The sequence below is a fragment of the Streptomyces sp. ADI96-02 genome, assembly GCF_003846185.1.
GTDB lineage: Bacteria > Actinomycetota > Actinomycetes > Streptomycetales > Streptomycetaceae > Streptomyces.
On record NZ_ML123034.1, the window covers coordinates 2,818,219 to 2,828,853 of the forward strand.

At 72.1% G+C, this 10,635-nt stretch carries 11 protein-coding genes; 3 read left to right on the forward strand and 8 right to left on the reverse strand.

Features of this window, described 5'->3' with window-relative positions:
• Positions 1-47 precede the first annotated feature (47 nt).
• From EES43_RS12165 to EES43_RS12175, 3 genes are all read left to right on the forward strand, one after another.
• Complete coding sequence (locus EES43_RS12165; RefSeq protein WP_124268750.1) at positions 48-1,004, forward strand: HAD family hydrolase; 957 nt, start codon at positions 48-50, stop codon at positions 1,002-1,004.
• A 387-nt stretch (positions 1,005-1,391) separates the two neighbouring features.
• Positions 1,392-2,168, forward strand: a complete 777-nt coding sequence (locus EES43_RS12170; protein WP_124268751.1) for an ECF subfamily RNA polymerase sigma factor, BldN family — start codon at positions 1,392-1,394, stop codon at positions 2,166-2,168.
• Between the two features lie 249 nt (positions 2,169-2,417).
• Positions 2,418-3,617, forward strand: coding sequence for a DUF5667 domain-containing protein (locus tag EES43_RS12175; protein ID WP_124268752.1), 1,200 nt, complete (start codon positions 2,418-2,420; stop codon positions 3,615-3,617).
• Positions 3,618-3,705: 88 nt separating this feature from the next.
• Here the strand turns inward: EES43_RS12175 and EES43_RS12180 are convergent, their stop codons facing one another.
• The 8 genes from EES43_RS12180 to EES43_RS12215 all read right to left on the reverse strand — a co-directional run bounded on the left by EES43_RS12180 (position 3,706) and on the right by EES43_RS12215 (position 10,607).
• Complete coding sequence (locus tag EES43_RS12180) at positions 3,706-4,794, reverse strand: lysophospholipid acyltransferase family protein (protein ID WP_124268753.1); 1,089 nt, start codon at positions 4,792-4,794, stop codon at positions 3,706-3,708.
• A 15-nt stretch (positions 4,795-4,809) separates the two neighbouring features.
• On the reverse strand, positions 4,810-5,898 hold the full coding sequence (locus EES43_RS12185) for an NAD-dependent epimerase/dehydratase family protein (RefSeq protein ID WP_124268754.1): 1,089 nt from the start codon (positions 5,896-5,898) through the stop codon (positions 4,810-4,812).
• A gap of 217 nt (positions 5,899-6,115) precedes the next feature.
• Entirely contained in the window at positions 6,116-6,214 is a 99-nt protein-coding gene (locus EES43_RS12190) for a 30S ribosomal protein bS22 (protein ID WP_003948845.1), read from the reverse strand.
• A 110-nt stretch (positions 6,215-6,324) separates the two neighbouring features.
• A complete protein-coding gene (locus tag EES43_RS12195) occupies positions 6,325-6,537 on the reverse strand; it encodes a helix-turn-helix domain-containing protein (RefSeq protein WP_164493162.1) in 213 nt (70 codons plus the stop codon).
• 128 nt (positions 6,538-6,665) lie between these two features.
• Positions 6,666-7,481 carry a phosphatase gene (locus tag EES43_RS12200; RefSeq protein WP_124268756.1) on the reverse strand — a complete coding sequence of 272 codons (816 nt, stop codon included), beginning with the start codon at positions 7,479-7,481 and terminating at the stop codon, positions 6,666-6,668.
• 98 nt (positions 7,482-7,579) lie between these two features.
• Complete coding sequence (locus EES43_RS12205) at positions 7,580-8,752, reverse strand: acetoin utilization protein AcuC (RefSeq protein ID WP_124268757.1); 1,173 nt, start codon at positions 8,750-8,752, stop codon at positions 7,580-7,582.
• Positions 8,721-9,920 (reverse strand): MFS transporter, encoded by a 1,200-nt coding sequence (locus EES43_RS12210; protein WP_124268758.1) that lies wholly within the window; start codon positions 9,918-9,920, stop codon positions 8,721-8,723. The genes EES43_RS12205 and EES43_RS12210 overlap by 32 nt, the downstream gene beginning before the upstream one ends.
• 42 nt (positions 9,921-9,962) lie before the next feature.
• Positions 9,963-10,607: an HAD family hydrolase gene (locus tag EES43_RS12215; RefSeq protein WP_124268759.1), complete on the reverse strand. Its 645-nt coding sequence runs from the start codon at positions 10,605-10,607 to the stop codon at positions 9,963-9,965.
• Positions 10,608-10,635: the final 28 nt, after the last annotated feature.

Below are 10,635 nucleotides of genomic sequence, written 5' to 3' on the forward strand. Positions count from 1 at the left end.
ATCCCGGCAGGTCGGGCGCGTACGGAGGGACTGGCTATGCTCACGGCATGGCCGCACTTGGATGGCTCACACCCCGTAGGCGCTCCGCGACCGCCCGGAGCGTGCTGGCAGGCGAGGCCGCCGCCGAGGCGGCACGCAGGGCGACGGCGGCCGAGGACGCGTCCGCCGCTCTGGCGCCCTCCGCGGGGCCCGATGCCGCGTCGCCCGAGGAGCCCGCGTTCCCCGTCGCCGGCGACGACCGCGCCGCCGCCTTCTTCGACCTCGACAACACCGTCATGCAGGGCGCGGCGATCTTCCACTTCGGCCGCGGCCTCTACAAGCGGAAGTTCTTCGAACGCCGCGAGCTCACCCGCTTCGCCTGGCAGCAGGCGTGGTTCCGGCTGGCGGGCGTCGAGGACCCCGAGCACATGCAGGACGCCCGCGACAGCGCCCTGTCGATCGTCAAGGGCCACCGCGTCTCCGAACTGATGACCATCGGCGAGGAGATCTACGACGAGTACATGGCCGACCGCATCTGGCCCGGCACCCGGGCCCTGGCCCAGGCCCACCTGGACGCCGGACAGCGGGTCTGGCTGGTCACGGCCGCCCCGGTGGAGACCGCCACCATCATCGCCCGCCGCCTCGGCCTGACCGGGGCGCTGGGCACCGTCGCCGAATCGGTCGACGGCGTCTACACCGGACGCCTGGTCGGCGAACCCCTGCACGGACCCGCCAAGGCCGAGGCGGTCCGCGCGCTGGCCGCCGCCGAGGACCTCGACCTCGAACGCTGCGCCGCCTACAGCGACTCGCACAACGACATCCCGATGCTCTCGCTGGTCGGCCACCCCTACGCGATCAACCCGGACACCAAGCTCCGCAAGCACGCCCGCGCCCTGGACTGGCGGCTGCGCGACTACCGCACCGGCCGCAAGGCGGCCAAGGTCGGCATCCCGGCCGCCGCCGGCGTCGGGGCGCTCGCGGGCGGCACCGCCGCCGCGGTCGCCCTGCACCGCCGCCGCCGCTGACCGCCGCGACCGCACCGCCGCGCCCCGCGCACCGCCGCCCGCGGTCACGGGGCGCAGCCACGCCCGCGGCCCCCCGCCCGGTCTCGACCGGTTCGCCGCCGCGCCCCGCCGGGCCTCCGGCCAGTCGGATCACCGGCGGCCGACCACAACCCGTCGCACCCGTCGACAGATCACGAAGTAATCCGATCAACAACCGGTCACAATGTGCTGCTCGAAACGTCACTTAGCGATAAGAGAAGCGACGGAAGCGATGATTTAGGCAACTGGGTGTAGCGCAGCCTGCACGAAGCGTTATTCTCCTCAGACGCATCACGGAGGCCGCCGCTCGCTACGACGGGTAACGGTTTTCGAACTGCTCGTGATGGAAGCTCTGCCTCTGGGAGTCCCGTGTACCCACACGTCGGGGTTGACGCCTCGGGCCTGGCTACGCTGCGTGCATCGGTCATTGACCGCCTGCGCGGCTTCGTCCCCACCGCGTACGCCGTCCCCGCCTTCGCCGCCCCTGCACCTGTCGGCCCCTGCTACGCCCTGGCCGAACGCAGTGCGGCGGTCGGAAGACGCAGCAACCGCGGCGCCACGGCCACGTCAACCGTTCGCCGCCCCACCGCCGACAGCGACAGCGCGCGCATGATGGATCTCGTCGAGCGCGCACAGGCCGGTGAGGCGGACGCCTTCGGCCGCCTGTACGACCAGTACAGCGACACCGTGTACCGGTACATCTACTACCGCGTGGGCGCCAAGGCGACGGCGGAGGATCTCACCAGTGAGACCTTCCTCCGCGCACTGCGCCGCATCTCCACGTTCACCTGGCAGGGCCGCGACTTCGGCGCCTGGCTGGTCACGATCGCCCGCAACCTGGTCGCCGACCACTTCAAATCCAGTCGATTCCGACTCGAAGTGACCACGGGCGAAATGCTCGACGCCAACGAGGTCGCGCGCAGTCCCGAGGACTCCGTCCTGGAGTCCCTGTCGAACGCCGCGCTGCTGCAGGCCGTGCGACGACTCAACCCGCAGCAGCAGGAGTGCGTCACCCTGCGGTTCCTCCAGGGCCTCTCGGTCGCGGAGACCGCCCGGGTGATGGGCAAGAACGAGGGCGCGATCAAGACCCTCCAGTACCGCGCGGTCCGCACGCTCGCCCGGCTCCTGCCGGACGACGCCCGCTGACCGCTCCGCACCGGTACACCCCCCGGACACGGCCGATGATCGGACCACCGCGTGACCGCTCCCGCACGCACTGGTCCGATCATCTTCGTGCGTAACCCAAGTGCCGCGCCACTCGTTGTGCCGGTTGCAGGCCCCCTGTCGTCACGTCATGTCCGTAGCCACTCACTCCATCGGGTGGAAGCGCTCAAGGCGTGCAACCTTCCGGACCGCCAGGGGAGTCGACCGTCATGACGAGAGGAGGTGCCGCCAGTGATCGCAAACGTTTCGGCACACCGGCGGGCGAACGCCTTCGCCCAGGCCCTGGAGGAGCAGAACCCCCAGGGTGCGGCGGCCGTACAGCCCGAGGAAGCGCCCGACCAGGCCGACCCCGGACCGCTGTTGGCCTTGGCGAACGGCCTCGGTGAGCTACCGAAGCCGCAGTTGGACCCCGAGGTCAAAGTGGTGCAGCGAGCCCAGCTCGTCGCCGCCATGGAGGCCCTGTTCGCCGAGGGCGGCGCGTCCACGGGCCCTTCGGTGCCCGAGCAACGGGGCAAGGGGGCCCACCGGGCCTCGCCACTGCGGAAACTGCGCCCTCGCTCCCGCTGGGCGAAGGGCCTCACCGCCGGCGGGCTCACCGTCGGCGTGGCAGCCGGCGCGTTCGGCGGCGTGGCCGCCGCCAGCTCCGACGCCCTGCCCGGTGATTCGCTCTACGGGCTGAAGCGCGGGATGGAGGACATCAGCCTCGGCATGGCCAAGGGCGACGCGGACCGGGGCGAGGTCTACCTCGACCAGGCGTCGACCCGGCTCAACGAGGCCCGCAGACTCATGGAGCGGGCCCGCGCCGGCGACATGGACCACGAATCCCTCGGCGCGGTCAGACGCGCCCTCAACGGCATGTCCCACGACGCCTCCGAGGGCCACCGGCTGCTCCGCTCCGCCTACCGGCGCGACGGGGCGATCGGCCCGATCCAGACCCTCGACACCTTCTCCCGCTCGCACCGCGAAGCCTGGAGCAGCCTGCGCGACCGGCTGCCCGTCCAACTGGCCGACGTCGGCAACGAGGTCAGCTCCGTCTTCGACGCCATGGAGGAGGACGTCGCCCCGCTCCAGTCGCTCCTCCCCCGTCCGCCGGGCCGGAGCGAGGACGGCGAGCGCTCCCGCTCCACCGCGCCGGACCCCGGATCGCCCCGCGCCGACGACCCCGCCCCCGCCTCCCCGAAGCACTCCGAGGGCCGCCACGACGGCTCCACCCCGCCCGAGCCCTCCGACTCCTCCGACGCCACACCCGGCGGCGGCCTCCTCGACGGCGGCACGGACGGTCTCCTCGGCGGCCTCCCCACCGACGGCGCCACGCCCTCGGCGCCGGAACACCGCCCGAGCGACCCTCCCGCACCCGACGTCACCCTCCCCCCGCTCCTCCCCGGCCTCCTCCCCGGCCTGGGCATCGACGGCGAAGACCTCACTCCCTGAGGCGGTCCCGACGCCGCACACGAGGGGGCCGGTACGCGACATCGCGTACCGGCCCCCTCCGCATACGGCGGAAACAGGCCGGGCGGCGTCAGAAGAAGACCGAGCGGCGCTGCACGAGCAGCTTGTACAGCGTGTGCTGGATCTGCTCGCGCACCTGGTCGGTCAGGTTGAACATCAGCATCGGGTCCTCCGCCGCCTCCGGCGGATACCCGTCCGTCGGGATCGGCTCACCGAACTGAATGGTCCACTTCGTCGGCAGCGGCACCGCACCCAGCGGCCCCAGCCAGGGAAAGGTCGGCGTGATCGGGAAATAGGGAAAGCCCAGCAGCCGGGCCAGCGTCTTCGCGTTGCCGATCATCGGATAGATCTCCTCCGCACCCACGATCGAGCACGGCACGATCGGCACCCCCGCCCGCAGCGCCGTCGACACGAAGCCGCCCCGGCCGAACCGCTGGAGCTTGTACCGCTCGCCGAACGGCTTCCCGATGCCCTTGAACCCCTCCGGCATCACCCCGACGATCTCACCCAGCTCCAGCAGCCGCTGCGCGTCCTCCGCACAGGCCAGCGTGTGACCCGCCTTCCGCGCCAGCTCGTTGACGACCGGCAGCTGGAAGACCAGATCGGCGGCGAGCAGCCGCAGATGCCGGCCGGCGGGGTGGTTGTCGTGCACCGCGACCTGGAGCATCAGCCCGTCCAGCGGCAGCGTCCCGGAGTGGTTGGCGACGACCAGCGCCCCGCCGTCCGACGGGATGTTCTCGATGCCCTTGACCTCGACCCGGAAGTACGACTCCGCCAGCGGCCGGAGCGCCGACATCAGGACCTGGTCGGTGAGCTCCCGGTCGTAGCCGAACTCGTCGACGTCGTAGTCGCCGGTGACCCTGCGTCGCAGGAAGGCCAGCCCGCCCGCGATCCGCCGCTCCCAGCCGCCGCGCTCCGTCGGAGCCCCGGCCTCCCCGGGCCGCTGAGCCCCCGCGCCGCCCTCCGGGGAGGCAGGAGCGCCGAGAGGGGCCGGAGAGGCGGGAGAGGGCGTCTGCACGCCCGGCAGGGCGCTCACCGGCGCGGTGGAACCCTCGCCCCGGGCCCCGCCGCCCGTCCCGGTCCGCCGCCGGACCGGACGCGACCCGCCACCGGACCGCGAACGGTCGTCGTCGAACGGAATGACCTTGGCGTCCGCCATCGTCGGTGCGCTCCTCTACCTGGCCCCGTGAGTGTTCTGAACCGTGCCGGCCCCGCTCTCCCGCGGACCGGCGCCCCCCAGGACCGGCAGCGCCCCCAGCCGGTCGACCGCACGCCCCACCGCCTCGGGCGGCAGCAGCCCCGCCCCCCGGCTCCGCACGAACTCCGCGAAGGTCTGCGCCGTCGTGAACTCCGGCCGGAAACCCAGCGTCTCGCGCATCTGCACGGTGGACACGACCCTGCCGTGGGTGAGCAGCCGGATCTGCTCCGGCGAGAAGTCGGTCATGCCGACCGTACGGAGCGCCGAGCCCACCCAGGTGACCGCGGGCAGCGGCACCGGCACGGTCGGCCGGCCCAGTCGCCGCGAGCACTGCGAGAGCAACAGCACACCGTCGCCCGCGATGTTGAAGGTGCCGCTGTTCAACGTGCCGCGCCGGGGTTCGCGCGCGGCGACGCCCAGCACGTCGACGACATCGTCCTCGTGGACGAACTGCAGACGGGGGTCGTACCCGAAGACGGTCGGCAGCACCGGAAGCGAGAGGTAGTCCGCGAGCGGCGAGTCCGGCTGCGGCCCCAGGATGTTCGCGAACCGCAGAACGCACACCGCGACGTCCGGCCGACGGCGGGCGAAGCCCCGTACGTACCCCTCGACCTCCACCGCGTCCTTGGCGAAGCCGCCGCTCGGCAGCGACTTGGGCGGAGTGTTCTCGGTGAACACCGCGGGATCACGGGACGCCGACCCGTACACGCTGGTGCTGGACTTCACCACGAGCCGCTGCACGGTCGGCGACTTCTGGCAGGCCCCGAGGAGCTGCATGGTGCCGATGACGTTGGTCTCCTTGATCGCCGTCCGGCCGCCGGCGCCGAGCGCCTTGCCGGAGACGTCCAGGTGCACGACCGTGTCGACGGAGTACTCGGCCAGGACCCGCGCGATGGCCGACTGCCGGATGTCCGCGCGGACGAACTCCGCGTCGCCCAACGGGTGCGCCGGCTCGACCGCGTCGACGGCGACCACCCGGTCGACGCCGGGTTCGCGCTGGACGCGCCGGACGAAGCGGCCCCCCAGCTGCCGGGCCACTCCTGTGACGAGCACGACCTTCCCCAAGACCAGCGCCTTCCGTCGGTCCGTGAAGCGGTACCTGCTTCCCGCGGTGACTTCCCTGGCCGTCACCGTAGCGGGTGGGCGCCGTCGTGTGACGACCCCGGGGCGCGCCTTGACGGAGGCTTGGCCCGAACAGCGCCGCGCCGAGCACCCCCACAACGCACCGCAGCCCTCCCGCCGGAGAGGCGGGAGGGCTGCGGATTTCACGAACAGCGTTCGCTTACTTCTTGTTGCGACGCTGAACGCGCGTGCGCTTGAGCAGCTTGCGGTGCTTCTTCTTGGCCATCCGCTTACGCCGCTTCTTGATAACAGAGCCCACGACTACCCTCGCTCACTTCTTCTTCACTGGTGCGGGGCGTCTGGGCCCACACGACCTACGTCGGCCTAGCCTACCCGCCACTGAACGAGGGGCGTAATCCGAGGCCGGCGTCAGGCCGATTCCACCCCCACAAAGGACTCGCTGAGATACGCGTGAACCGCTTGCTCCGGCACCCGGAAGGACCTGCCCACCCGGATCGCCGGCAGATGACCGCTGTGCACCAAGCGGTACACGGTCATCTTCGACACTCGCATGACCGAGGCGACTTCCGCCACGGTCAGAAACTTGACCTCGTTGAGAGGCCTCTCGCTGCCAGCAGCCATGATCCACCTGTACCTTCCGCACCGGACGCGCACCGGCTTCCCCTCCGGTGACTCTTCGTCGCTGTGCGCTCACTCACCAGATTAGGGGCGGGTGGTGCGAGTGGGGAAGAGGAGGGGCCACCGCACGCCTACAGCGGCAGATCCGCGCGATGGAGCACATAGCGGGTCAGCGGCCGGTAGTAGTGCGACCGCACCCCGTCGTCGAGCGGCACGACGACGGACACATGCCCCTCGGCCTGCCCGACGAACAGCGCGGGGTCGTTCGTGTCGGCCGGCCCGATCGCCTCGATACCGAGCTGACCTGCACCGCAGACCCATCCGTGGTCCCCGATCACCAGCTCGGGGAGTACCCCCAGCCGCTCCGCCGCGTCCGTCAGCGCGAGGCGGACCGGCAGCGGGGAATGCGTGTGCGCGCCGGTCTCACCCCCCGTGGGCCGCCCTCCGGGCTCGCGCACCAGGGCGACGCCCCGTACGTAGTCCAGGCGGTAGGTACGTACGCCGAACCGGGTCGTTATGTCGACACATCGCCCCTGCGCGGGGGTGAGAACACGGCAGCCCGCCGCCGACAAGGCGTCTGCCAGACCGGCGTAGAACCCGAGCAGCCGGTCCGGGTGCCCGGTCCCCAGCAGGACCGGAGCCCGCCGGGCCGCGACCCGCGCCAGCCGTTCGGCGAAGGCGTCCAGCGCCGCCACCGTCCGCTCCGGGTCGATCGCGTCCGGTCCGGACACGTGCGCGGGATCCGCCGAGACCCCGCACCGGTCCGCCATCAGCCGCAGCAGCTCCGGCTCGTCCCAGGCCCCGCGGGGCGACAGGCCGAGCGTCACCCGTGGATCCCGCGCCGCGAACAGCCGGTAGCTGCGCAGGCTGTTCTCTCTCGTCGTGGCCACGGGCCCGGCCAGCCGGGCCGCCAGCAGATGGGCGCGCAGCGCCCCGGTGCTCAACACTCTGGCGATGCTCCCGCACCGGCCCACCCCGGCGGGCCGGAATCCCGGTTACGCGCCACCGTTGGCGTAACCGCGCCACAGGTTGGCCGATACTCGCCTCAGGCCAGCAGGCCGCGCAGCGGGAACGCCGCCCGCCGGGACGCCAGCACCGCCTGGTCCAGCCGGTCCGCCGGGTCGTACCCGTCCTCCCAGGGCAGCCACTGCGGCTTGTGCCCGTCCGTCATCCTGAGCGGGCCCAACTGCCGCGTACGGGCGTAGACGAGGTCCCGCCAGGACTCCGGGACCGGCGACTCCGGGTCGACGGGCGCGTGTGCGGCGATGCCGACCAGATGCGTCCAGGACCGGGGCACCACGTCCACCACCGCGTATCCGCCGCCGCCGAGCGCCACCCAGCGCCCGCCCTCGGCATACCGGTGGGCGAGGTCGTGGCAGGACTCCATGACCGCCCGCTGCGCGTCCAGCGAGACGGCGAGATGCGCGAGCGGATCCTCGAAGTGCGTGTCCGCCCCGTGCTGGGTGACGAGTACCTGGGGGCGGAAATCGGCCAGCAGTTCGGGCACCACCGCGTGGAAGGCCCGCAGCCATCCCGCGTCCCCGGTCCCGGCGGGCAGCGCCACGTTCACCGCGGAGCCCTCCCCGGCCCCGGCCCCGGTCTCCTCCGGCCAACCGGTCTGCGGGAAGAGGGTCCTCGGATGCTCGTGCAGCGAGACCGTCAGCACCCGGGGGTCCTCCCAGAACGCGGCCTGCACCCCGTCCCCGTGGTGGACGTCCACATCGACGTACGCGACGCGCTCGGCGCCCAGCTCCAGCAGCCGGGCGATGGCCAGGGCGGGGTCGTTGTAGACGCAGAACCCGGCGGCCGAGCCCGGCATCGCGTGGTGCAGCCCGCCGGTGAAGTTCACCGCGTGCCCGCTGCCGCCCCGCCACACCGCCTCGGCGGCCCCGACCGACAGCCCGGCGATCAGCGCCGACGCCTCGTGCATCCCGGCGAAGGCCGGATCGTCCACGGTCCCGAGCCCGTAGTCCTGGTCGGCGGCGCGCGGATCGGCCGAGGCCGCCCGCACCGCCGCCACGTAGTCCTCCCGGTGCACGAGCCGCAGGGTGGAGTCCCCGGCGGACTTCGCCGACCGGACGTCCACCGCCGCGTCGAGCCCGAACGCCCGTACCAGCCCCCTGGTCAGGGTCAGCCGGACCGGGTCCATGGGGTGGCTCTCCCCGAAGTCGTATCCCGTTACCGCGTCATCCCACATCAGCTGTGCGCGCCCGCTCATGCCCGCCACCGTATCGGGCCGACTCCGTCCCGAACGAGCGGGCGTACACCAGGGTCGCGAGCACCAGCACCATCGGCACGAGCATCGCGCCGCGGTAGCTCCAGGCGTCCCCGAGCGCTCCCACCAGCGGTGAACCGACCAGGAACCCGACGTAGTTGAAGATGTTCAGCCGCGCCACGGCGGCGTCGCTGCCGCCGGGGAACATCCGACCGGCCGCCGCGAACGTCTGCGGCACGATCACACAGAGCCCGAATCCGAGCAGGGTGAACCCGAGCATGCCCACCCAGGCCCCCGGAGCCGCGGCCACGACGAGGAATCCGCCGGCCGCCAGCAGGCTCCCGCCGCGCACCACCCCGACCGCCCCGAACCGCCGTACGCCGAAGTCCCCCACGGCCCGGCCGAGGAGCGTCGTCACCATGTAGACGTTGTAGGGAAGCGTCGACATCTGCTCGGAACTGCCGAGCACGTCCTGGAGGTACTTGGCGCTCCAGTTGGAGACGGTCGAGTCGCCGATGTACGCGAAGCTCATCACCAGGCACAGCGGCAGCAGCACCCTGAACGGGACGGAGCCCCCGCCCGCCGGCGCTTCACCGGCCGCACCGGTGCTCCGGCCCTCCGTGTACCAGCGGCTGCCGGCCAGCGCGGCGGGCAGCAGGAGCACCACGGCGGGCAGGTAGGACGCGAGGAGCGACAGGTCCCCGTGCGCCCCCGCCCACGCCAGGGAGGCCCCGGCGATGCCGCCGAGGCTGTACGCGGCGTGGAAGCCGAGCATGATGCTCCGGCCGTACGCCCGCTGGAGACTGACGCCCATCATGTTCATCGAGGCGTCCAGCGCCCCGACGGACAGCCCGAACAGGCCGAGCGCGACGGCCACGTGCCACAGCTCCCGGCCCGCGCCCACCGCGAGCAGGGCGAGCAGGACGAGCGGCTGGGCCCACCGCAGGACGGTGCCGGGCCGCACCCGCGTGACCGCCTTCTCGGTGACGACACTGCCGACCCCCGCCAGGATCGGGACGGCGGCCAGGAAGACGGGCAGCAGGCCGTCGGATATCCCGTACCGGTCCTGGATGGCGGGGATACGTGTCACCAGAAGGGCGAAGGTCACCCCTTGGACGCAGAAGCTCAGGGCCAGCGAGGCCCTGCCGTGCCGCAAGCCCGCATCTGTCATGGCCGCGAGCGTAGGGCCAGGAGCTACCCAGGGGTAGATGGATCAGGCGAGCAGTTCCGGGAGTTGGGCCATGTCCGAGAAGTGCCCGGTCACGCCGGTCAGCCGGTCCGCGGGCATCATCGAGGTGAACCCGTAGACGTCCATGCCGGCGGCCCGCGCGGCCTCGACGCCCAGCGGACTGTCCTCGATGACGACGCACCGCTCCGGCGCGACTCCCATCCGCTCGGCGGCGTAGAGGAACAGGTCCGGCGCGGGCTTTCCCCGCCCCACGTCCTCCGAGCTGAAGATCCACTCCTCCTCGAACCACTGGTCCATCCCGGTCTTGCGGTGCCCGACCCGGATCCGCTCGTGGCTGCCGGACGAGGCGACGCAGTAGTCCACTCCGTCGGCGACGAGCTTCCCGAGCAGCTCCTCCGCCCCGTCCACCGCCACCAGCTCGCGCTGGAAGCCGGCGAAGGTGCGGGCGTCGAGGGTGGCGTCGAAGTCGGCGGGCAGCTTCTCCCCGGTCCTTTCCTCGACGAGATCGTGCACCCGGTGCACGGCCGACCCCATGTAGTCGCGGAGCGACTCGTCGTACGACGTGGGGTGGCCGAGCTCGGTGAGGTAGCCGGCGAGGATGGTGTTGGCGATCGGCTCACTGTCGACGAGCACACCATCGTTGTCGAAGATGACCAGTTCGTAGCGCATGGTTCGACCCTAGACGTTCAGAACGCAG

What these genes read in the sequence shown, in the direction of transcription:
- EES43_RS12165 (WP_124268750.1), top strand. Translation starts at nt 48, where the DNA reads ATGGCCGCACTTGGATGGCTCACACCCCGTAGGCGCTCCGCGACCGCC.
- EES43_RS12180 (WP_124268753.1), bottom strand. Translation starts at nt 4,794, where the DNA reads ATGGCGGACGCCAAGGTCATTCCGTTCGACGACGACCGTTCGCGGTCC.
- EES43_RS12195 (WP_164493162.1), bottom strand. Translation starts at nt 6,537, where the DNA reads ATGGCTGCTGGCAGCGAGAGGCCTCTCAACGAGGTCAAGTTTCTGACC.
- EES43_RS12205 (WP_124268757.1), bottom strand. Translation starts at nt 8,752, where the DNA reads ATGAGCGGGCGCGCACAGCTGATGTGGGATGACGCGGTAACGGGATAC.
- EES43_RS12210 (WP_124268758.1), bottom strand. Translation starts at nt 9,920, where the DNA reads ATGACAGATGCGGGCTTGCGGCACGGCAGGGCCTCGCTGGCCCTGAGC.
- EES43_RS12215 (WP_124268759.1), bottom strand. Translation starts at nt 10,607, where the DNA reads ATGCGCTACGAACTGGTCATCTTCGACAACGATGGTGTGCTCGTCGAC.